Below are 22,745 nucleotides of genomic sequence, written 5' to 3'. Positions count from 1 at the left end.
CCTTTTCAAGCTATCATACCAACGGGTGAACGCTTCAGGCGGTACAGCCGTAAATGACGTCCATGCATCCGCCCCCGCGTCGTTCGACGAGTGCAACGACGGAATCGGTTTTGTTTGAGAGCTGTACAGAGGCCTCCGCGGCCGCAATTGCGGCGAGCTGGTCGATCGTGCGGAGGGGAAGCGAGCTTTTGCGAAACCGCTCGAGCAGATCCATGCGCATTGGATTGACGGCGATCCCAGCTTCTGTCACGACGACATCCACATCGCAGCCGGGCGTGACGCAGCAAGCAACGCGATCGACGATCTTTGGATTGCCGCCCGCCTTAAGGCGGGTCGTCACGATTGTAAGCTTCGCGCCGGCGGCGGTGTCTGGATGACCGCCCGGTCCTCCAAGGATGACGCCGTTACCGCCAGTTGCGACATTTACGTTGAAAGACCTGTCCACCTCCGCAGCCCCAAGTACAACCGTATCAAGAAGATCGACGACGGGAGACGGGTCGATGGGCGATGCGTAGCGGGATGCTGACATCGCGATGTGCGCTAGGTTCCGTTCATATGAACGGACCGCCTCTAGATCGAAAGACTGCACGTCGAGGATACGCTCGAACAGCCCTGCCTCAAGGAGGGCTACATGTCCGCCAGCGATGCCTCCCGAGATAAACCCGCCCCGAACGCCGGCGGTGGCGAGAAGGTGACCCAACTTGTTCGCCACTCCCAGGGAGATTCCGCCTGCCCCCGTCTGAAACGAAAAACCGTCCGCAATCAGGCCACTCGCATGTATAACGCCGAGAACAAGATCGACGATGGTCGTGCTCGCTGCATCGGTCGCGATCGCCGTTGCACCTGACAAAATCCGCCGGTTATCCCCAAGGCTTGGCACCGTTACCAAAAAGTCGGCCTTGCCCGGTTCGATTTCGTATCTGCCCAGCGGAGCGGTGCAGATTTCTTCTGTGAGAAGTACCACCTTTTTCGCGTAGTCTGCATCGACCATCGCATAGCCGAGCGGGCCACAGGAGGCACGGCCTCCGGCTCCGGTCGCTGAACCGTCGCGATCGACTCTTGGAGCACCGAGGAACGCTACGTCTACTGGCAATTGGCCACTGGAAATCGCGCGGGCGCGGCCTCCATGGCTCTGGAGAAGGACTGGCTCTGGCATCAGCCCGGCCATAATTGCACTCGCCACCGGACCTTTGACATAGTCGCAGACCAGCCGCGTCACAACGCCGTGTGCGATATGGTCTACGAGAGGAGCGTGGACCGGAAAAATCGAGCTCGCAGCAACCGTCAGTCCCCTCAGGCCAGCTTCCGCGGCGGTATTCAGCACTTGGTTTAGCACGGCATCGCCGTCGCGCAGATGGTGGTGGAATGATAGTGTCGCGCCATCCTTGATATCGCAGGCGATGAGCGCTTCACGCAAACTGGCGAGCAAGACGGGAGGGCCGGAAGCGGCCCTAGGAGGTAACATGGAAAGAGCCGAGACTGGCATTGCCTCGCCCGGTTTATCGTTGCCTCCCATGGAAATATTCATTAACACGCCCCTCGCGAAATCTAAACGCTGACCGACGTTGGGAAAAACGCGCTTGAAGCGCAACACATTCCTCTGTCTTCGAGCGATAGCCGATTGCAATGGCGGCGCCGGTATTGAGGCGCTGTATTACTCCCAATAGTTTTTTCGTCTGGCCGCCGTTCGAAACAACGTTCATGGTCAAACGCTGATCCAATTGCTGAGCTCGTTTTGTCATGACCGTCATCAATGAAGCCGATATCGTCGAAAGTGTCGCGGAAGCGCTGCAGTACATCTCTTACTACCATCCGCCCGACTTTATCCGGCACATGGTCTCTGCGCTCGGTCGCGAAGCAAGCCCCGCAGCACGCGACGCCATTACGCAAATTCTTGTTAATTCGCGAATGGCAGCCATAGGGCGCAGGCCGATTTGCCAGGACACGGGTTCAGTGAATGTCTTCATCAAGCTCGGCATGATGGTGCGCATCAAATCCGACAAATCGCTTCAGGAAATTGTCGATATCGCAATCCGGCGCGCGTATCTAAACGACAGCAATCCACTTCGCGCCTCGATCTTGCTGGACCCTCTCGGGACTCGAAAGAACAGCGGTGACAACACTCCCGGGATGCTTTCCGTCGAACTCGTACCCGGTGAGCGGATGTCGATCACGGTCTCCGCCAAGGGCGGCGGATCCGAAAACAAGGCCAAGTTTGTCGTACTAGAGCCGTCAGAATCGATTTCCGACTGGGTTGTCAAAACCGTGCAGGGCCTCGGCGCGGGCTGGTGTCCTCCCGGAATCCTTGGCATCGGTGTGGGCGGCAGCGCCGATAAGGCAATGCTTATGGCCAAACAAGCCATGAACGAAGAGATGGATATGCTTGAACTTCTCAAGCGGGGTCCAGCCAATCGGATTGAAGAACTCCGTCTGGAAATTTTCAATCGCGTGAACGAGCTGGGTATAGGAGCGCAGGGACTGGGGGGCACAATAACCCTGCTGGATGTGAGGATACGGTCTTTCCCGACACACGCGGCCTCGTTGCCGGTCGCCCTCATTCCCAACTGCGCAGCAACGCGTCACATGCATTTCGATTTAGACGGGAGTGGCCCGGCCGAATTTCGCGCGCCGTCGATCTCCGACTGGCCGGAACTTGTCCTCTACAGAACGGCCGGAAACTACCGACAGGTCGACCTCGACACATTGTCGGATGAGGAGGTTGGCTCCTGGAAGTGCGGAGAAACACTCCTTCTCAGCGGTACTCTCTACACGGGACGCGACGCGGCACATAAACGGATGGTCGAAACGCTCCGGGCTGGTGGACAGGTGCCCGTCGATCTCACGGGGAAAGCGATCTACTACGTGGGACCGGTGGATGCGGTTGGGGACGAGGTAATCGGGCCGGCGGGCCCGACCACCGCCACGCGCATGGATCGGTTCACCGAGGAAGTCCTCGCTGGCACGGGCTTAAGGGTAATGATCGGCAAAGCCGAACGGGGTAGGGAGGGGATTGAGGCAATTGCCCGGCACAAAGCCGCTTATCTCGTCGCTGTCGGCGGCGCCGCATATCTTGTTTCAAAGGCGGTGAAGGAAGCTAAGCGAGTCGCCTACGACGACCTTGGCATGGAAGCCATATACGAGATGCGAGTCGAGGAGATGCCCGTAACCGTGGCAGTGGACTGTCGAGGCCAGTCCATTCATATCCTCGGCCCAGCCCAGTGGCGGGGCAAAGCCTCGAATGTATGATGCTACGGGGCGCGCTCATACAGCGCCTTGGACAGAACTTTCGGCCACTGGGATCGGGGCAGAGCTTACAGGCCTGCCCCGACTGCTTTTTAAGTTCGCGCCTAAACTGGCAACCGGATTACGTTTTCGCCCCGGTGCACCACCAGTTCTGCGTTCAAAGTGAAACGGTCGACCAGTTTGCGAAGCGATAAGGCGAGCTGCGAAACGGATTGACCAAGATCACTTGTCTGGCCCACCATCGCTGCATTTTGCTGGGTAATCTGATCCATATAGGAGATTGACGAATTTACCTCGGATACCGACGCCGCCTGAGTGCGGCTGGCAAGCGCAATGGCTTCGACCTCACCGCTGACTTTGGCGATCTCGCTACTGATCGAATTCAGGACATCGTTCATCGCACGAACCATCCGCGATCCCGTCTGAACTTCAACAGAAGCGCGGCCAATCAGTGTCTTCACCTCCTCCGCCGCAGATCCCGAGCGCTGCGCAAGTTCGCGGACCTCCTGTGCCACGACGGCGAAACCCTTTCCAAACTCACCAGCACGCGCGGCCTCGACGCCAGCATTGAGTGCCAGGAGGTTCGTCTGGAATGAGATTTCGTCGATAACGCCGATAATCTGTTCGATCTGCTGGGATGCGACTTCTATCCGTACCATGGCCTCCAATGCGTTAACGCCAACTTTTGTGGAATCGTCGGCCGCGGATTTGGTGTCGCTGACAGCCTGGCTGACGTGTTCGGCCTGTGATGCAGTCGATTGTACGATCGATGCGATCTGAGCCATCGCGGCGGCTGTTTCTTCCAGCGAAGCGGCTTGAGCCTCCGACCTCTTGGCGAGCTGGTTGGCCGACCCACCCAGCAAGTTTCCGTTGTTTTCAAGCTGCACTGCTTCGTTGCGGATTTGGAGAAGCGTCTCGTTCAGGCGCGCCAGCGAACTATTGAAGTCAACGCGTAGCTTTTCGAGTGGACCCTTGAAAACGGTGTCGATTTGAACGGAGATGTCGCCCATTGCAAGCCGCTCCAGCCCCGCCGCAATATGGGTCACCGCTGACTCCAGCTGCTGGTTCGAGGCGAAGCGCTCCGCCTCATTGCGCACTCTCTCGCCGTCGGCCTCTTTGCGCTGCGCTGCGCTTTCTGCTTCGATCCTGACTTTTGCCCGGGCATTGTCGCGAAAAACGCCCAGCGCACGGGCGATATCGCCAACTTCGTCCTTGCGCGCGTCGTCATTCCCAGACTCCGGTTCTTGCCCGCGAGCGAGCTTGAGCATGGCCTTGGTGACTCGCTCAATCGGGATTTTAAGCGTAAAAATCAACAGCCAGGCGGCGAAGACGGCAACTGCAACGCCGGCCACGATGGCTGAAACTGAGAGCGTGTTTGCCAGCCCCCGGTCCCTATCGGCGACCGCTTTTTGATCCATTACCAAGCCTGAAAGCGAAGCCCATACCCTGTCGATCGTGGCAGCCGCCTGGTTGAACGCTGTGTTACGGTCGACAGCGATCTGCCTGAGTTCGCCTGTGCCCGTCCGTATACCAGCAAGTGGCGGCTCCAGCGCTGCGGGCAGCCCGTCGAAAAAAGTCAGACCGCTCACTGCATTTGAGAAACGAAGAAGGTCATCATCAACCGAGTTGAGCGCATTCATAACGGCTTCCTCCCGAGAGGCCGTTGGTTCGCCGACATGCCTTGCCACGGTGGTTTGAAGAATGGCAAGATCGTAGGACAGCCGCCTCGAATGACCTGCGACCGCAACCGCGAGAGCCGATTTGTCACTCATATCCGCGAACACTTTTGTGGCCGATTTCATATTCTGAAACCCTTCGGCCTCCATAGCTTTCTGAATTTCGACACTTGCCGCCGCGGCTACGGATATGCCCGCCGCTGACGGGTCTGTCCCTAGATCCGTGAGGCGGGAAGACAGTTGCCGAAGGGAGTTTGCGAGTGCCGGGGAGAGCTCATCGGCCCGCTCGGATAGTTGTTTGTCGACGAACCGCGAGCGCGCCTTGACGAGCGAAAGCACCTTCGCCGCGTCGGCGCTTACCAGATCCGCGGCCAATTTCTGGAAGAATCTGCCGGCACCATCAAGATAGTCGGCCCGCTGTAGCGCCAACTTTGCCGTTTCTTCACTCGCTCGGATGTTGGTCTCGAGAGCCAGTTGTTCCTGCGATAGTCTCTGTTGGAGACCGGCTATCTGCTGCGCGCTTGCCTCGAATTTCTGTCGCACGGACTGTTCGGACTGGTGGATTTCCCAGAGTTCATCAAGATTGAGTTCGATCTTGGCGGTATCCAGTGCAGCGGCGGCGATAATTGCCCGTCCGTCAGCGGCGCCCAGCCTGTTTTCCGCGAACCGTAAGACAGCTTTTTGGTTACCCAGTTTCTCCGTAAGGTCATGGCGGGAATCCTCGTTCGCGTTCTGGAGGAAAAGGCTCATGCTCGCGTAAACATTTTTGAACCCCGTTAGGGCGTTGACGACGTCCCCTGTGGATTCGAGCCGTTGCTGCAGGACGCCGGTAGAATAAAAACTGATGCCGCCGATCGCCCCGATTGTCACCACAAACGCGGCGCTGATGATCCCAATCTTGGTAATAATCTTAAAGCGACCGAAAAACTCGCCAATCCCCATCGCGCCCACGCCCCCAAAAAGTTCAAAAAATCTATAGTCCGCCTATGCCGCGCATTACCTACGATCACCGTCACATGGTGAGCCGCGTCCGGCTCCGGCCACGTACTCGACCAGCGCTCTCAACTACCTTGCCGCGGCGATCGTAACGGTATCTGTGGAGGCGGTTAGAAACTCGGCTCGCACAGCCTTGTCGTGGGCGCCAAGAGCGGGAACCGCACCAAAGTGCAGATCACCTGCGGCCATCGAAGGGGGTGCTATAAGCTCAACCTCACCAGTCGTGGTTTCGACGGCGATCGTGCGCAGTTGCGGGTGCTTTCCGAGGTCTTCAAGCGTTGAAAGACGCCCGAAGGCAATTTCCGCCTTCATCAGGCGTTCGGCGACCTGGTCGCGCGTCAGATCACCGAAAATGGAGTTTATCACTGCTTCGAGCTCTCTACGGTGTTTCACGCGTGCATTGTTGTTCGAGAATTTCTCGTGCAGATGCAGATCGGCTCGCTTGAGAACCTGCTCGCAGAGGCGCTGCCATTCACGCTCGTTCTGAATGGAAAGCAGGAGCTTCTCTCCGCCGTGACACCCGAAAACACCGTAAGGGGCAATCGTGGGATGTTCCAGACCGTTCCGGCTGGGGTGATGGCCACCGTACTGGAACTGAAGATAGGGCACGTTCATCCAGTCTGCGAGGCTGTGGAACAGCGAGACTTCGATACCGCGGCCTTCTCCGTTTTTTTCACGAGCGTACAAGGCCTGGAGTATGGCCTGATGCGCGTACATTCCGCATGCGATGTCGCACACTGACACTCCGACTCTCGCCGCGCCCGCGTCGTTGCCGGTCAACAGCGCAAGGCCACTTTCTGCCTGTACCAGAAGATCATACGCCTTCATCGAACGATACTCGCCCGTCGAACCGTATCCGGTGATGTCCACGGTGATGAGCTTCGGATAGAGCTGCCGCAATTCGGCGCTTGCGATGCCGGCGCGGTCGGTAGCGCCTGGGGCAAGATTTTGAATGAAGACGTCCGCGCTAGCGAGCAGGGAGTGAAGAAGCTTGACGTCCGCGGGATCCTTCAGGTTGAAAAGAACCGATTCCTTGCCACGGTTTAGCCAGACGAAATAGGCGCTCAGTCCGTTTACATAGCTGTCGTAATTCCTCGCGAAGTCTCCTTCGTGGCGTTCCAGTTTGATGACCCGCGCTCCTGCATCAGCAAGGCGGGAACTTGCATAGGGAGCTGCCACCGCCTGTTCGAGAGCAACGACGGTAATTCCCTCAAGATCGTGACGCATGGTTGTATCCCAAAATTTCGAGTTTCGTCGATACTTCCAGAACGGGCCTTCCTCCGCTAATCGCCTATCGCTCTTGCACCGATTGAACAAAACGATAGCGGGACAGCTATTGCTTTTTTCAATAGCGGGAATAGCCTTCCTGTGCTTGCGGGCGTTGCTGTTTAGGTATGTAATCTAGCGGCGCTGCGGCGCAGGAAAAAGAAGATATGGCTATGCGCCTGATGCTACGCACTTTTCTCTTCTCTGGAGCTCTTCTCTGGAGCTCTTCTCTGGAGCATGGAGCCTTAGTGTCCCCAGAGTAATAGCGCGCACTGCTTAAGGTTGGGCCATAACACATTCCAATGGATGCCGCGGCCACACTTTCGAGGAGGAAAGCCCGAGCTGCACTGCAACCCAATTTGGACGATACGACAATTGCCGGGGCCAAGCCCCGCGACTGAGAGATTCGTTTGGCTCTGGGAGGGGTCCATGGAGGAGAGACAACTAAAATGCTTCCTTGCCATTGCGGAGCTCGGCTCCGTTACAAGAGCCGCCGATAGGCTCGACATCGCCCAGCCTTCACTAAGCCAGATGCTGCTACGTCTGGAGGACGAACTCTCAATAAAGCTTTTCGAGCGGACTTCGCGCGGCGTTTTGTTGACCGAGCCAGGGCGGATCTTCCGGGAACATGCCAACACGATCCTTCGCGAAATGTCGCGCGCACGAGAAGAGATTCGCAACGATGACGTCTTCATTCACGAGAAGGTGTCGATCGGGCTGCCGAGCTCGGTAAGCACCCTGATTGGAGCCCGTCTGATTGTTGAGGCGAAGAAGCAGTTTCCCGGTATCTCGATCAATGTATCGGAGGCTATGTCTGGCCACATCAGGCGGTGGCTGGAGGAGGGCAGTCTTGATGTCGGTGTCCTCTATAACGTTCAGGATATGCGCGCCCTCAGTGCTACGCAGGTGGCGGTAGAGGAGCTCTTTCTCGTTGGACCGCCTCGCGCGTTCGGCCCGACCGACGACTACGGGATCGCGGTCGAGCCTGTTAGCCTGGCCGAACCTGACAAATATCCGCTCATCCTTCCAACGCAACAGCACGGGCTTAGAAGGTTTGTCGATGACAAGACGCGCCACAACGCGTTCGAACTCAATGTCGCTTTCGAGTTGGATTCGCTTCTTCATATCAAGACCTTGGTTGCGCAGGGACTTGGCTACTCGCTCCTCGCCCATGCCGCGATCCTTACCGAACTGCGCGAGCAAAAGCTCTCGGCGGCACGCATCGTCAAGCCCGTTTTCCGGCGCGGCATTTTTGTCGTCCGTAATCCCGCCCAAATCGTCACGAGGGCCTCCGTCAGGGTGAATGACCTGCTCATAACGCTGATGTCCGATCTTATTCGCCAGGGAGAATGGCTGGCCACCCGCGTTTCAAACAGCGGCTCTTTGACCGGCGTCCCATAATCGTTTGCAATGGCAGTGAGAGCTTAACTCAAATTGCCGGACGTGGGGCGGCGGCCTTTTATGGCCCAGCAATTCGCACAATCAGGGAGGTCCGGCATTGGACAAGCACTTCATCAACGGCAAGTGGGCGGCAGGCAGCTCCGGCGAAACGACACCTGCTATAGATCCCAGCACGGGGAAGGAATACGGCCGCATCGCTCTTGGCACCGTAGAAGACATCGACACGGCGGTACGAGCCGCCAGGCATGCTTTTGACCAGGGTGCCTGGGGGAAACTCACAGCGGCCGAGCGCGGTCGCCTCCTCCAGAAGTTTGCCCTTCTTATCCAGGATCACAGGGAAGAGCTTGCTCAGATCGAGGCCAAAGATACAGGCAAGCCAATGACCGTGGCGCGCAATGACGCGGACGCGGCGGCGCGGTACTTCGAATATTACGGCGGGGCGGCCGACAAGGTCTACGGGGATACCATTCCCTATCTCAACAACCACTTTGTCGCGGTGGTGCGTGAGGCGAAGGGCGTTACCGGGCACATCCTGCCATGGAATTACCCGATGCAAATGTTTGGCCGGACGCTTGCGCCATCTCTCGCCGCGGGCAATGCGACAATTCTCAAGCCTGCCGAAGCGGCGTCAGCGTCGATCCTGCGCCTCGCGGAGCTTGCTTCCGAGGCCGGACTTCCCGATGGTGCGATCAACGTTGTAACCGGTCCCGGAAGCAAGATCGGACCCGCGCTCGCAGGCCACGCCGGCGTGGACTTCATCTCGTTCACAGGGTCGCCCGAAGTCGGTCAGCTCATCCAGAAAACTGCGGCTGACAACTACATCAACTGCACGCTCGAACTCGGCGGCAAGTCTCCGCAGGTCGTGTTCAGCGATGCCGATTTCGATATCGCCATTCCAACCATCTTGCGGGCCATTATCCAGAACAGCGGTCAGACCTGCTCTGCGGGAAGCCGCGTTCTTGTCCAGCGGACAATCTATGACGATTTCATGCAACGATTGGGTGATGCGTTTAGCAAGGTGCGTGTAGGCTCGCCCGATATGGACTTCGATTGCGGCCCGATAATCACGTTCAGGCAGAAAGAAACCGTTCAGCGCTTCATCGACAAGGCAAAGGCTGATGGAATTCCCCTGATCGCCCAGGGCACGATCGCCGAAGGCGTGGACCCAGACGGGTTTTTTGTGCGGCCGTCGCTCTTTGGCCCGGTCCCGCACTCAAACAGCCTTGCACAGGAGGAGGTTTTCGGCCCGGTTCTCGCAGCGCTGTCGTTCGAGGACGAGGACGACGCCGTGCGCATCGCGAATGGCACAGAGTTTGGCTTGGTAGCAGCGGCTTGGACCCGCGATGGTGGCCGCCAGATGCGGATGTCCAAGCGTCTGCGTGCTGGGCAGGTCTTCATCAACTGCTACGGCGCTGGAGCGGGGATTGAATTGCCATTCGGGGGCACGGGGAAAAGCGGACACGGTCGTGAAAAGGGCCTCGTCGCACTAGACGATTACACGAACCTGAAGACGGTTGTCATTCAGCATGCTTCTTAAGTAGCGTCCATATAGCGCACCGGCAGCGCAGCTGCCGGTGCTCAATCCAATGCCAGCAAACCAAGCCATATGCGTCCTCGCATGGAAAACGGCGCACATACCGGTGGAGAAACAAATGACCCATACAGCATCGCCCAATGGCGGCAAAATGAGAGCTGCCAAGGCTTTCGGCTTCTCGCTGGACGAGATCAGAATTGTTGAGGACGATGTTCCGGTGGCGGGGCCGGGGCAGATTCTCGTGAAGGTTAAAGCCGCGACCCTTAATTACAGGGATCTCGCGGTCCTCACGGGTACCTACATCGCCGGATTGCCGCTCCCGCTCGTCCCTGCTTCCGACGCGTGCGGAGAAGTCGTTGCCACCGGAGAAGGTGTGACCCGCTTCAAGGTCGGCGACCGTGTCCTGCCAATTTATACACAAGGGTGGCACGATGGCCGCCCGACGCCCGAACAGCGCGCGAAGCGAACGATCGGTGCACCGCTGGGCGGAGTGCTCCAGGATTTTGTTGTGGTTCCCGCGGAAGACGCTGTGCATGCTCCGTCGAACCTGACGGACGCAGAGGCAGCCTGCTTGCCGATCGCGGCTCTGACTGCATGGTCGGCGCTTTCGGCGGGGCCGGTAAAAGCCGGTGACACGGTGCTGCTGCAGGGTACAGGCGGTGTTTCCCTGTTTGCCCTGCAGTTCGCCAAGATGTCGGGGGCGAAAGTCGTGATCCTGTCATCGTCTGATGAGAAACTGGAGCGAGCCAAAGCGCTTGGTGCCGACGTGGGGATCAACTACAAATCAACGCCAGAGTGGGCGGCGGCTGTTAAAACCGCCACGGACGGCCGCGGCGCCGACCTCATCGTCGAGACGATTGGATCTTCCTTGCCGGAGTCGCTTTCATGCGTATCTTTCGGGGGGACTGTGGCAGTTGTGGGTTTCGTGGCCGGATATGAAACAAAGCTCAATGTCCGCCAATTAATCGGACCAATGGTGAGGGTGCAGGGCATCGCTGTCGGGTCGAGGCGCGGCTTTGAAGACATGAACCGTGCCATAGAATTGGCCAACATTAAGCCAGTCATCGACTCGTTCTACCCGCTTGAAGACGTGGCTGAAGCCTTAAAGTACATGAAGAAGGGCTCACATTTCGGGAAAATCGCCATCAATCTGTAAGACTCTGTCGGACCGCCGCTCGTGGCGGTCCGCCCGACCATGACTTGCAAAGCGAAAGCACGCGCCGTTCACTGACGCGTCTCCACTGTCCCGCTACCGATGTGAGGCAGAAACATCGCTTGTATACGAACCCCCGCCAGGTCGAGGCCAGTCATGAGTGCGGCTCGCCTGTAAAGACATCCGGCTCGGCAGGCATTCCATGGTTCGTTGCCGGTATCGGCGACGATCTGGCTGACCTCTCGGACTTCCACAGTTGGGCGCCGATTATGCTTATCACCTGATAGAAATCGATATTTGTCTGCTCATAGCCCCATGAGGCATAGAGGAATATGGCCGACCTCGAAACCGTGCGGCTGCTTGCGCTCGGCGCGGCGTTCGGCCCGCCATGACGCGGCGCGCTGCCGCCCCTCTGAATGCGCCCTTATCTTGAGTTCGCGGGCGGCCTCATTGGCAAAGCTCTGGTGCCAGTCGGGTTTGACGGCCTTGCCGTGGAAGGCCGTTGCGGTAGGTTGGTCCTTGGCGCTGCGATAGACGTAGACCCTGCCATCGCTGTTGCGACGGGGAAGCAGGACCACGTCCTGCTTCCCCGCGAATGGTGTCCGCTGGCGCGCCTAAGTTCGTGCAGAGCCGTGCGGTGCCAATTGCGCTCGAAGTGGGCCCGCGGCGGTGGCACTTGCACAAAGTCATACGCCGGGACGTAGAGGGCACGGTCGCCGCCGCCCCGGAACTTAATGCCGGTAACCCCTATGAGCGCCTCGACACGGGCTTTGATCAGGTCTGGAAGCGGCCGCAGTGCGACAGGCGTAACGTCGTATGGATGGCTGTCATACCTGGCTCTATACGATCGCGAGCTCTTACTGGCGACTGACAGATTTTGCCCCTCAAATAGGGATGGAAGCCAATTGCCACCGGCAACGCGGCCTCCGTTCAGCATCGCCGGCTCATGCCGTGATGGCCCTTCTGTGCCGCTGCGAAGACGTCGCGTGCGGAGGTCGTACCCGCCACGTGCTCCGTTCCCGCGACGCCGAGGTCCAGCCATCCCGCGTTCACGGCCTCGTTCATCTCTTCGGCAGGTCTGGTGTGGCCCTTCGGAATACCGAACCGCTCTAACGCTTCCGCCCACCCTGCACGCGGGATTGCAAAGGCTTTCACGTCGAGATTCAGGACTTCGCCCAATTGCTCCGCGACCTCATCCGCAGTGACCATCGAACCAATCTCGACGATGCGTAGCCCTGACCACGCTGGCCCGGTCAAAAGCGTTGCGACCTCCGCGCCGATGTCGTTCGTCGCGACCATGGTCGATTTCCGGTTTGTCGGATTGTAGAAAACCGGTAGCGTTCCACCTTGCGCGACCTGCAAGCCGAAAAGAAAATTTTCGAAGAATCCGCCAGCGCGCACAAATGCGATGGGCGATATCAGGTCCCTTAAACCTTGCTCCAGGAGCGACAAGGCGGTGATCATTCCGAGTCCGCTGGCCCTGTTCGCGCCCATCGACGAAAGCGCAACCACTCGCGACGGCGCTGCCTTGGTGAGCGCCTCGACATAGTTTGCAATCACGCCCGTTGCTTCTTTGTAATCGGGCGAGGGCGCCCAGACAGGGGGCAACATAACAAACGCGCCTTCGACGCCTTCGAGCGCTCGCTCGATGGCTCCCGAATCATTCCAATCGCCGTCAACCAGTTCCACGCCCTGGTTCGCCCAGTTAACCGCCTTCTCGCGGTCGCGGACCAGCGCGCGCACCTTCTGGCCCTGTGCTAGCAAGTGCCTTGCCGTCGCGCCGCCCACGTTTCCCGTGATTCCCATTACTAAAAACATGGGTTTTCTCCTGATGTTGAGGGACAGACCCCAGTTCGTTCAATGGATGAGCGGTAGAATGGCCCGGTTTCCTGGACATGCTCGCGATCTGCGCCGGCGCGAAAAGCTGAATAGTGCCGTCTGTCACCAGAGCGGGTAACGACAATCGCGCTCATGATCCGGCCACCCATAGGGCGCGGTGGAAGGTCATGGTTTCGGTCACCTGATGCTGGTTCATACTTTCGGACACCTGTCATTCTCCGCTGGGGGATCCCAAATTCGGAAGTTACTGTGTCACGTGGGTACGATAAACACTGATAAAAGGAACGAACTGTTCTATGTATAGTGAACAATGCCGAGGCAAGAAAATGCAGAATCTCGAACCCATCCTCATTTTCATAACGGTCGCTGAAATGGGGAGCTTCACCCGCGCGGCCGATAGCCTGGGCATTCAGAAGGGAAGGGCTTCAATGGCGGTCCGTAAGCTGGAAGAAGACGTCGGCGTCAGGCTCCTGCACCGGACGACGCGCAGCGTGCAGTTGACGGAAGACGGACGGGTTTTTCATGCCCGTGCCCGCGATCTGCTTGCTGAAGTGGATGACTTACACTCGATGTTCGCAGGCGATCGCGTGGCACTTCGCGGACGTTTGCGGGTCGATCTTCCGACTGAGGTGGCGCGCACAACGATTGTGCCGGCCCTGCCGGACTTCATGGCGGCTCACCCCGAATTGGAGCTGGAGGTGTCGAGTACGGATCGGCAAGTCGACCTAGTTCAAGAGGGGTTCGACTGTGTATTGCGGCTTGGACCCATCAGGGATGAAACGCTGATTGCCCGCCCACTGGGCCTGTTGCGCATGGCTAACGCTGCCAGTCCCGCCTATCTGTCGCGCTATGGCGTCCCTCGATCGCTAGAAGATCTCCAGCGCCAGGAACATCGGACAGTTCACTTTTCGACGGTTCTGGGCGCAAGAGCCCATGGATGGGAATATCCAGACGGCGACAGCTACGCGACGCTTCAGTTGCCGGGTGCGCTACACGTCAACAGCGCACAGACCTACGATGCCGCTGCCCTCGCCGGCCTTGGCTTGATTCAGGCGCCACTCATAGGGATTGGCCGATACTTTGAGAGCGGAATGCTTGTGGAGATCATGCCCGATTTTCGTCGTCGGGCGATCCCGGTGTCCCTGGTCGTAGCACATCGGAGCAATCTGTCGCGCAGAGTGCGCGCATTCATGAAATGGATTGAAGATGTGCTGGCACCGTATCTGGAAACGAGATGAACTTTTGGCCAGACGTCGAAACCACGAGTGTTGAATCACTGACTGCGCTCGCGCGGTTGGCAGGTGATTTACTTTTATTTGAAGGTCGCATTCTCAGGGCCCCCCGACATGCTTAGCGGCTATCGGCAAAACTGCCATAGGAGGCGATCGTTAGAGAGCTTCACTGCGCCTGACGGGGAATGCAGCGCGGGATTCTTTTATCCGAGCGTGCAACACCCATTTCGCAAGCGATCTGACCGGGCGCAAGAATTCTTCGCCCAATCAGTGCGTTTTCGACCCGAGGTGGATTGGGAGACATCACCGCTCTGGAAACGAAACCCGTTCTCCTCAAGGTCTCGTAAATATGAAGCCGGCACTTTCTGGCTGATCTCCCGGGTTGAACTCCACCACACTTGGGAGCAGTCAGGTCTTCGCCCTCGCGCAAAGAGCCGAAATGAGTCCGGCTCGACTTGGAAAGGTGTCGCCGCCAGTCGCCGATCGCGGCGGCAGAAGCAATCCGGCCGATCTCGACTAAGTCCTTTTACGACAGTGGTGACTTTGTCTTCAAGGCGCCCGACACGGAAGATAGGCGACATTCACGCCCAAGGAAGCAAGCCGGCGGTAAAACTCACGGCTGATGAGCCGCGATAGACGGTTGAGCAAAATGCGGGGTTACCTGGGGAGGCGCCACCACAAAAGCCTTGGACGCTTATTTCGCCTGGAGGAGAGAGACGACCTCTGGAAGGTATGCCTTGCCTTCTCCACTCTCCACCAGGCCACTCAGCGTTTTATGGGCCGCATCGGCTATGGCCTTCACCGCGCCCGCTTGGCCTGCCATTTCACTGTAGTAGCTGAAGTCCTTGCAGGCGTTCTCGATAGTGAATTGAAGCTTGTCGCAGCTTCCCTCAAGGATGTACAAGGCGACGCGGTCCAGCGCGATGCCGCCCGAGCCGCCTTTGCTGAGGCATTCGATCATCGCCACCTTGTCAATCCCGGCGGCAAGCGCTCCCGCTGCGACTTCTGCAATAAGTGCGACCGCGCCGAGCGAGATCATGTTGTGGACCAGCTTAAGTTGGTGGCCGCTACCGATATTTCCGGCAACGAAGATGTTTTCCGAAAAGGCCTCGAGCAGCGGCCGAACCTGTGCAACAATTTCTGGATCCCCACCCACCAGAAGATTCAGGCGGCCTTCTTCTGCTTCTTTCGGCGTGCGCGTCATGGGAGCGTCGATCAAATGGCAGCCCTTGGCGGCAACTTTTTCCGCAAGCACGCGCGTAGACGTCGGCACTGCCGTCGAGCAGTCGATAACGATAGCCCCACTCCGAAGCGCGTCGAGAACCTGTCCAGAGCCAACGAGGACATCCTCGACCTGTGGTGTCCCCGTGACGCAGATCACGACCGTGTCACAAACGCCGGCCATCTCCGCCGCCGTATCCCATCCTACCGCCCCCAACTCATCGATATCCGCTGTAGGCCGGTTGCCGGGATGTCTAAGGTAGTTGAGCTTCCAGCCCTTCTTCGCGATGTTTTTCGCGATCCCGTGACCCATCAGGCCGACACCCACCAAACCAATGTTCTTCATAGTCGTCTCCTCCGTAGTTGTGTGTTGAGTTGTTGAGTTGGTGACCCCCGAGTCGCTCTCCTGATGGTTTCGTCGCGAATGCCACAAACAGCGCTGCAGCAAATCCGCACCGGGAACGAGAAGCCAAGGCCGGATGCCAAAGGCCGCCTCGGATCGTGCTGGTCGTCAGAGTGCCATCCCCGGAGGACGGTGGAACTAGCGCCACCTAGGGCGCGCCGCAGTGGGAAAGCCTCAGAACCGCTAGACGCGGAACTCTTGAGCGACTCACCCTCGGAGTCGGCATTCTGCGAGGGCCTGGCTGAACCATGGTGATTTGGCTGCATCAGGGCCAGATGTGCTGGTTTTCCGTTACAAGTACGCCATAAAGCTTTTTGGCGAAGTTTGGCGCGTCGGCCAGAAGCGTACGGCCTTCCTGACTTGCAAATGCCGCGTCGTGCGCCTCGACACTGTCAAACCACAGCTCAGAAAACCCGTCCCAGCCAGCGTCCGGATATTTTTCGCGATCTATAAGGTTCGTCGCATAGCGGACGAGACCCGGCAATTTCTTGCAAAGCTCGGCGTGCGTCCCAAGCCAGTGTGAGTGAAACTGGTCCAAGGACAAGTCATCGCGCCTGACCAGATATCCAATTCGTTTTGCGTAGGCCATGTTTTTCTCCCTGAGACAACGATTTTGCCCAATATGCTTATTGTGAAACCATTCGCGCCAACCAGCAATGATCCGCTCTTGCTGCTATCGGGCATATAAATAACTCTTTCCCAGGGATTGAGCCGAACCTTCGGTCGTGCGAGCGGGTTCAGCCCAATGGACGCCATCGTCGGCCCGGGCGTCCGTTTGGTCCGGTATCGATTCACAGGGCGCATTCAGAACCAACCGCGCCCGGCCCGACGTCATAGGTGTCAAACAAACCTTTATGCCGGCTCGTGCTTCTAAAGCAACTTGCCGCTGGGGTGAGCCGCGCAGCATTGATGCTGAAGGCTGTAATTCTAGTGTGCGGCCGCTTGCTACTGTTCAGAGGCCGTTCAAATTCCGTTGGTCGACCTCGTTCGGATTCCACGGAGTCCAATTCCCGCTGGAGGGCAGGCCCTAGCTAGTTGAGCCTTACATATTCGGATAGACCGGTCCCTCGCCGCCCTGCGGCGGCACCCAGTTGATGTTCTGGTTGGGGTCCTTGATGTCGCAGGTCTTGCAGTGGACGCAGTTTTGGGCGTTGATGACGAAGACATCCTCGCCGTCCTTTTCCACCCATTCGTAGACGCCGGCCGGACAGTAGCGCGTCGACGGGCCGGCATAGATGTCGTGCTCGGACGACTTCTCTAAGCCTAAGTCCTTGACCTTGAGGTGCACCGGCTGGTCTTCCTCGTGATTGGTGTTCGACAGGAACACCGAGGAGAGGCGGTCGAAGGTGAGCACGCCGTCGGGTTTCGGATAGGCGATCGGCTTGTGCTGAGATGCCGGTTCCAGCGACTGCGCGTCGGTCTTGCCGTGCTTCAGGGTGCCGAAGAAGGAAAAGCCAAACAGTGTGTTGGTCCACATATCGAGACCGCCAAGCGCGACGCCGGCAGCGGTGCCGAGCTTCGACCAGAGCGGCTTGACGTTGCGGACCTTCTTCAGGTCCTGGCCGATGGCGCTGTCGCGCCAGCCGTTTTCGATCTCCACCGGTTCGTCATTCGCCCGGCCGGCCGCGATCGCATCGGCGAGCTTCTCGGCGGCGAGCATGCCGGACAGGACGGCGTTGTGGCTGCCCTTGATGCGCGGCACGTTGACGAAGCCGGCCGAACAGCCGATCAGCGCGCCGCCCGGGAAGGTCAGCTTCGGCACCGACTGGTAGCCGCCCTCGGTGATGGCGCGGGCGCCATAGGTCAGCCGCTTGCCGCCCTCAAACGTGCCACGGATGGCCGGATGCGTCTTGAAACGCTGGAACTCCTCGAACGGGTAGAGATAGGGGTTCTTGTAGTTCAGGTGCACGACGAAGCCGACGGCGACGAGATTGTCCTCGAGATGATAGAGGAACGAGCCGCCGCCGGTCTTCATGCCGAGCGGCCAGCCGAAGGAATGCTGGACGAGGCCCTGTTTGTGGTTCTCCGGCTTCACCTGCCAGAGTTCCTTGATGCCGAGCCCGAATTTTTGCGGCTCGCGATCCTTCTGGAGATCGAATTTGGCGATCAGCTGCTTGGCGAGCGAGCCGCGCACGCCCTCTCCAATCAGGGTGTATTTGCCCAGCAGCTCCATGCCGCGGGCAAAGTTCGGACCCGGCTCGCCGTTCTTCTCGATGCCCATGTCGCCGGTAGCAACGCCGATGACGGCGCCTTGATCATTGTAGAGCACTTCGGTGGCGGCAAAGCCCGGATAGATCTCGACGCCGAGCGCCTCGGCCTTTTCGGCCAACCACCGACAGACCAGACCGAGCGAGACGATATAGTTGCCGTGATTATTCATCAGCGGCGGCATTAAAAAGTTCGGCAGGCGGATCGAACCGGCGGGGCCGAGCAGCAGGAACTGATCGTCCTTGACTTCCATCTTGAAGGGATGCCCCTCCTCCTCGCGCCAGCCGGGCAGGAGGCGATCGATGCCGATCGGATCGACGACGGCACCCGACAGGATATGGGCGCCGACTTCAGCACCCTTTTCCAGAACCACGACGGAGAGGTCCGGATTGATCTGTTTCAGCCGGATCGCCGCCGAAAGCCCCGCCGGTCCCGCGCCGACAATCACCACGTCGAATTCCATGCTTTCGCGTTCGGGAAGCTGCGTCGTGTCGATCGTCATAACGCCTTCTCAAACTCTGGAAGGGCCTCGAAGAGGTCGGCGACCAACCCATAGTCCGCGACCTGAAAGATAGGAGCTTCGGGGTCGTTGTTGATCGCGACGATAACCTTCGAATCTTTCATCCCGGCGAGATGCTGAATGGCGCCGGAAATCCCGCAGGCGATGTATAGGTCAGGCGCAACGACTTTGCCCGTTTGTCCAACCTGTAGGTCGTTTGGCGCATATCCTGCATCAACTGCCGCACGAGATGCACCCACCGCAGCGCCGAGCTTATCGGCCAGAGGGAACACGAATTGCTCGAATTTTTCTGAGGAGCCAAGTGCTCGCCCACCTGAGATGACAATCTTCGCGGACGTCAGGTCAGGACGCTCGCTCACTGAGAGTTGGTCTGAGACGTGTCTGGTGCCGTCGAATAGCTCGGCCGCCGCCGAAATCCGTTCGACGGCGGCCGAGTTGCCCTGGGAGGCTGGTGGAAATGCCGAGGTCCGAACGGTTATGACCTTCTTGCGGTCCGCCGATCGCACGGTCTGGACCGCATTGCCTGCGTAGATAGGCCGCTTGAAGGTATCCGATCCAACAACTTCGACGATCTCGGAAATCTGCATGACATCGAGGAGCGCTGCGACGCGGGGCATCACGTTCTTGCCACTCACGGTCGCGGCGGAGACAAGCGCGCCGTAAGGTTCTGAAAGCGATAGGATGAGATCGGCCAAAGGCTCTGCCAGGGCTTTGGCAAACCGGACATCATCCGCAACAATGATTTTATCCACGCCGTCCAGCCTGCGCGCTTCTTCGACCACGTTATCGGTGTGATGTCCGGCTACGAGGATATGAACAATTCCTCCCAACGAGAGAGCGGCTGTGAGTGCCTTCGCGGTCTGGTCGGAAAGTTGGTTGTTGTCGTGATCTGCGATGAGAAGGGTTGTCATATGTCCGGATCCGTTTTGGTCAGAGAACGTGAGCTTCGGTTTTTAGCTTCGCGATGAGCTCAGCGACCGAAGCGACTTTGACTCCGCCCGCACGTGGCCTGGGCTCTTCTGTTGTCATCACGGTCAATCTCGGAGAGATGTCGACATCGAAATCCGAAGGAACTTTCCGACTCAATGGCTTTTTCTTTGCCTTCATGATATTTGGAAGCGAGGCGTATCTGGGTTCGTTCAAGCGCAAATCAGTTGTCACGACAGCGGGCAGGTCAACCTCGATGGTCTGAAGGCCGCCGTCAACTTCGCGGGTCACCGACGCCTTGCCGGCCCCGATCTGAATCTTTGACGCAAATGTCGCCTGGGACCAGTTCAACAGCGCCGAGATCATCTGGCCGGTCTGGGCGCTATCGTCGTCAATCGCCTGCTTGCCGACGATGATCATCCCAGGTTGCTCCTCGTCCGCCACCTGTTTGATTAGTTTTGCTACACCCAATGGCTCGACGGCCTCGGTCGTTTCAATAAGAATGGCGCGGTCGGCTCCCATCGCAAGGGCAGCTCTCAAAGCGTCCTCCGATTTGGCGCCACCGATTGAGACGACAACGATCTCGGTGGCTGCGCCCGCTTCCCGCAGCCGGATTGCCTCCTCGACGCTTATCTCGTCGAACGGGTTCATTGAATGCTTTACGCCGGTGAGATCAACGCCTGAGCCATCTGGCTTCACCCTGATCTTGACATTGTAGTCGACAACACTCTTGACGGTGACAAGGATTTTCATAGGTTTGGGCTCCTCCATTGCGAACGAACGGCACGCCACGTCCTGCGGCGTGCCACCGCTTGCATCTAGGCTTTCACTTCGACGTAGCAGGGGCCGCGTTCCATGATCGGCTCTATAATGGCCATGATCTCGTCGTAGTCAGGATCCATCGGAAGAGCGATGTAGCCCGTGTAGCCGAGTCCTTTCTGCACGGAGAGATCGGCGAAATAGGAACCCGCGATAAAACGGCCGATAACGTCAAGGTCATTCAGTGGGACTGCGTTGATAACGGCAAGTGGGTCCGCGGGGCGTTCTTTCGGAAGTGTCGCCACCAGCTCAAGGAACTTCGGAGCTAGGTCAGCGCGCGCTTTGAGCGACCTTGGGAGTAGCTTGTCGGCAACTCCGATCTCGCTGGCTGAAGGCATACCGAGCTCGGCACTGCCGGGTATCATGGCGTCGCAGAGCCAAGAAAGCTGCGGTTGAATATCTTCAATAGAAACAGACATGCTCTCTCTCCTTTACGCGACCCTAGACGATACGGTCTGGTCACGCCGGTTCATCGCAATCGCTTCGGCGGCGCGCAGGGCAAGTGCGGCAACCGTTCCGGTGGGGTTAACAGGACCAGAGGTTGGCATCACGCTGCCGTCAATGACATAGAGGTTCGGCACGTCGTGCGCTTGGTTGAACGCGTTGACAACCGAGGTCTCCGGGTCATTGCCCATTCGAGCAGCGCCCAGGATATGCCATCCCGTCTCGCGGGAATCGGGCGCCGCGATGGTCTCGTAGGCGCCAGCTTCCTTGAAGGAGATCGCGGCATGCTCTTCATGCCACTTGACGAGCTTTCGTGAGTTATCATCGCAGCGATAGACGACCTTTGGAGCGGGAATGCCATCGGCATCCTTAAGGTCAGGATCGATAAGAACGCGGTTCTCCGGGTTAGGAAGGTCTTCGCCGATGATCGACCACATCCCTGACCGACCGAAGCGTTTGTAGACAGCCTTATGGAATTCCTCGCCCCAACCGGCCCGTTTGCCCCACGGCCACACGCCAATAGTTCCGAGCGGCCCGCCGGTACCCATAAGCTGCCATTTTGCACCGCGCACGAAGCCAGAGCCCGGTTGCGTTTCCGTGAACTGCTGCGAGTAGGCGCGCTGGCCCGTCGGCCCCTGCCAGCTGTCGAAATGATCGTCAAATAGGCCCATCACCATTCCGTGCGGATGCATCATGAGGTTCCGCCCGACCATGTCGGAGCTGTTTGCCAAGCCGTTGGCGAACCGATTGCTGTCGGAGTTGAGAAGGATGCGGGGAGTCCCGATTCCATTTGCGCTAAGGATCACAATGCGCGCGGGTTGGAAGTGGGTCTGTCCGGTTGCCCGGTCGATATAGGTAACCCCGGTTGCCAGTCCCGAAGAATCCGTTTCCACCCGCGCTACGCGGGCGCGCTGCACCAACTTGACGCCCAGCTTGATGTTGATAGGCCAGTGCGTGCGGTCGACTGAGCCTTTCGCCCCGTCAAAGCAGGCCGGGGCCATGCAGGCACCGCGGCGGACGCAAGGGTTCATCCCGTTCTGTTTGACAGTGGAGATGGCGTTGGTTCCGGGCCAGATATGCCAACCCAGCCGCTCATGTGCGGCAAACATCTTCTTGTCGAGCACGCCCATTGGCATCGGCGGCAACGGAGGATCAAAGGGCGGATAGGAGGGGTCACCGCCGACGCCGGACACAGACATCTGGGCCTCGGCGCGCGTGTAGTACGGCGCAAGGTCGTCATAAGTGAGTGGCCAATCTTCAGCCACGCCATCGAGCGTCTTGACCCGAAAATTGCTGGGTTGAAAGCGGTGCCAGGCAGCTGCATAGATTACCGAACTGCCGCCGACGCCGTTCCACATAAATGGAGAGACGTCGGATTCACTGTCGTTAATCGGATAATCCGCGCTGTTCATCCGCGTGTTCGGGTTCCAACTGAACACCATGTCCCGCGTCAGTTCAAATGTAGGCTCTTCAAAATTGATCGCCGTGTAGTTCGGATACTCGCCCTGCTCGAGACAGACGACCGAGAAACCAGCTTCGGCCAAGCGGCGGGCAGCGATCGCGCCGCTCGGCCCCGAGCCGACGATCGCAACGTCGTACGTTTCGTGTGATGTGGTTGTCATTGGCTCCTCCTCGAGCATGCAGTTGAAAACTGCCCTCCCGCATTCGGTCGCGAACCGTCGCGACTGCGAATTGCGTCATCCGGTTTTTTGAGCGCCATCATCTAGCGCACCTAGCGAAGCCGCTTCCCGCGGTCTGGACAGACTGGATGCCGTCTCCAGGCGTTACAAAAAGGCGCTTGCTTGGAGGTGAGTAGACACAATCCGCACGATGGCGGGCAACATCGTTTGCATAATGGCTGCT

General features: G+C 58.6%; 17 protein-coding genes and 1 pseudogene. 5 read left to right on the top strand and 13 right to left on the bottom strand.

The features are described from left to right. Positions 1-34 precede the first annotated feature (34 nt). Complete coding sequence (locus HJC04_RS02390; protein WP_221123197.1) at positions 35-1,528, bottom strand: citrate lyase subunit alpha; 1,494 nt, start codon at positions 1,526-1,528, stop codon at positions 35-37. 212 nt (positions 1,529-1,740) lie between these two features. On the opposite strand from HJC04_RS02390, the gene HJC04_RS02385 reads away from it, so the two are divergent. Beyond that, positions 1,741-3,246 (top strand): fumarate hydratase, encoded by a 1,506-nt coding sequence (locus tag HJC04_RS02385; RefSeq protein WP_221138324.1) that lies wholly within the window; start codon positions 1,741-1,743, stop codon positions 3,244-3,246. Positions 3,247-3,347: 101 nt separating this feature from the next. On the opposite strand, the gene HJC04_RS02380 is transcribed toward HJC04_RS02385, so the two are convergent. Together HJC04_RS02380 and HJC04_RS02375 are read right to left on the bottom strand one after the other, a co-directional pair. Continuing rightward, positions 3,348-5,861, bottom strand: a complete 2,514-nt coding sequence (locus HJC04_RS02380; RefSeq protein ID WP_221123195.1) for a methyl-accepting chemotaxis protein — start codon at positions 5,859-5,861, stop codon at positions 3,348-3,350. A gap of 123 nt (positions 5,862-5,984) precedes the next feature. Further along, the gene (locus tag HJC04_RS02375; RefSeq protein WP_221123194.1) at positions 5,985-7,142 is read right to left on the bottom strand and encodes a CaiB/BaiF CoA-transferase family protein; all 1,158 of its coding nucleotides are present in this window, start codon (positions 7,140-7,142) and stop codon (positions 5,985-5,987) included. 468 nt (positions 7,143-7,610) lie between these two features. Between HJC04_RS02375 and HJC04_RS02370 the strand changes: the two genes are divergently transcribed. From HJC04_RS02370 to HJC04_RS02360, 3 genes are all read left to right on the top strand, one after another. Further along, positions 7,611-8,582, top strand: coding sequence for a LysR family transcriptional regulator (locus tag HJC04_RS02370; protein WP_017958449.1), 972 nt, complete (start codon positions 7,611-7,613; stop codon positions 8,580-8,582). A gap of 97 nt (positions 8,583-8,679) precedes the next feature. Further along, positions 8,680-10,119 (top strand): aldehyde dehydrogenase family protein, encoded by a 1,440-nt coding sequence (locus tag HJC04_RS02365; protein ID WP_221127505.1) that lies wholly within the window; start codon positions 8,680-8,682, stop codon positions 10,117-10,119. A gap of 115 nt (positions 10,120-10,234) precedes the next feature. Then, the gene (locus HJC04_RS02360) at positions 10,235-11,272 is read left to right on the top strand and encodes an NAD(P)-dependent alcohol dehydrogenase (RefSeq protein ID WP_221123192.1); all 1,038 of its coding nucleotides are present in this window, start codon (positions 10,235-10,237) and stop codon (positions 11,270-11,272) included. 302 nt (positions 11,273-11,574) lie between these two features. Here the strand turns inward: HJC04_RS02360 and HJC04_RS02355 are convergent, their stop codons facing one another. From HJC04_RS02355 to HJC04_RS02345, 3 genes and pseudogenes are all read right to left on the bottom strand, one after another. Beyond that, a complete protein-coding gene (locus tag HJC04_RS02355) occupies positions 11,575-11,847 on the bottom strand; it encodes a hypothetical protein (RefSeq protein WP_259668790.1) in 273 nt (90 codons plus the stop codon). A 2-nt stretch (positions 11,848-11,849) separates the two neighbouring features. Further along, positions 11,850-12,107: pseudogene (locus HJC04_RS31570) on the bottom strand (zincin-like metallopeptidase domain-containing protein); the annotation flags it as partial. A gap of 92 nt (positions 12,108-12,199) precedes the next feature. After that, complete coding sequence (locus HJC04_RS02345; protein ID WP_221123191.1) at positions 12,200-13,087, bottom strand: NmrA family NAD(P)-binding protein; 888 nt, start codon at positions 13,085-13,087, stop codon at positions 12,200-12,202. Between the two features lie 347 nt (positions 13,088-13,434). Between HJC04_RS02345 and HJC04_RS02340 the strand changes: the two genes are divergently transcribed. Continuing rightward, a complete protein-coding gene (locus HJC04_RS02340) occupies positions 13,435-14,346 on the top strand; it encodes a LysR family transcriptional regulator (RefSeq protein ID WP_221123190.1) in 912 nt (303 codons plus the stop codon). 688 nt (positions 14,347-15,034) lie between these two features. Here the strand turns inward: HJC04_RS02340 and HJC04_RS02335 are convergent. The 7 genes from HJC04_RS02335 to HJC04_RS02305 all read right to left on the bottom strand — a co-directional run bounded on the left by HJC04_RS02335 (position 15,035) and on the right by HJC04_RS02305 (position 22,504). Continuing rightward, positions 15,035-15,994, bottom strand: a complete 960-nt coding sequence (locus HJC04_RS02335; protein WP_259668784.1) for an NAD(P)-dependent oxidoreductase — start codon at positions 15,992-15,994, stop codon at positions 15,035-15,037. Positions 15,995-16,229: 235 nt separating this feature from the next. After that, positions 16,230-16,553 carry an EthD family reductase gene (locus HJC04_RS02330; protein ID WP_221123188.1) on the bottom strand — a complete coding sequence of 108 codons (324 nt, stop codon included), beginning with the start codon at positions 16,551-16,553 and terminating at the stop codon, positions 16,230-16,232. A gap of 453 nt (positions 16,554-17,006) precedes the next feature. Then, complete coding sequence (locus HJC04_RS02325; RefSeq protein WP_221123187.1) at positions 17,007-18,674, bottom strand: electron transfer flavoprotein-ubiquinone oxidoreductase; 1,668 nt, start codon at positions 18,672-18,674, stop codon at positions 17,007-17,009. Then, complete coding sequence (locus HJC04_RS02320) at positions 18,671-19,603, bottom strand: electron transfer flavoprotein subunit alpha/FixB family protein (protein ID WP_221123186.1); 933 nt, start codon at positions 19,601-19,603, stop codon at positions 18,671-18,673. Before HJC04_RS02320 ends, HJC04_RS02325 begins: the two co-directional genes overlap by 4 nt. A 19-nt stretch (positions 19,604-19,622) precedes the next feature. Further along, positions 19,623-20,372: an electron transfer flavoprotein subunit beta/FixA family protein gene (locus HJC04_RS02315; RefSeq protein ID WP_221123185.1), complete on the bottom strand. Its 750-nt coding sequence runs from the start codon at positions 20,370-20,372 to the stop codon at positions 19,623-19,625. A gap of 65 nt (positions 20,373-20,437) precedes the next feature. After that, positions 20,438-20,857: a hypothetical protein gene (locus HJC04_RS02310; protein ID WP_221123184.1), complete on the bottom strand. Its 420-nt coding sequence runs from the start codon at positions 20,855-20,857 to the stop codon at positions 20,438-20,440. Between the two features lie 12 nt (positions 20,858-20,869). Next, a complete protein-coding gene (locus HJC04_RS02305) occupies positions 20,870-22,504 on the bottom strand; it encodes a GMC family oxidoreductase (protein ID WP_221123183.1) in 1,635 nt (544 codons plus the stop codon). Between the last annotated feature and the right edge of the window lie 241 nt (positions 22,505-22,745).

This window comes from Rhizobium sp. NLR8a (assembly GCF_019685235.1).
In the GTDB taxonomy this organism is placed as follows: Bacteria; Pseudomonadota; Alphaproteobacteria; order Rhizobiales; family Rhizobiaceae; genus Rhizobium.
Note: the sequence above shows the minus strand (reverse complement) of the source record. Positions and strands in the feature narration are given on the sequence as shown.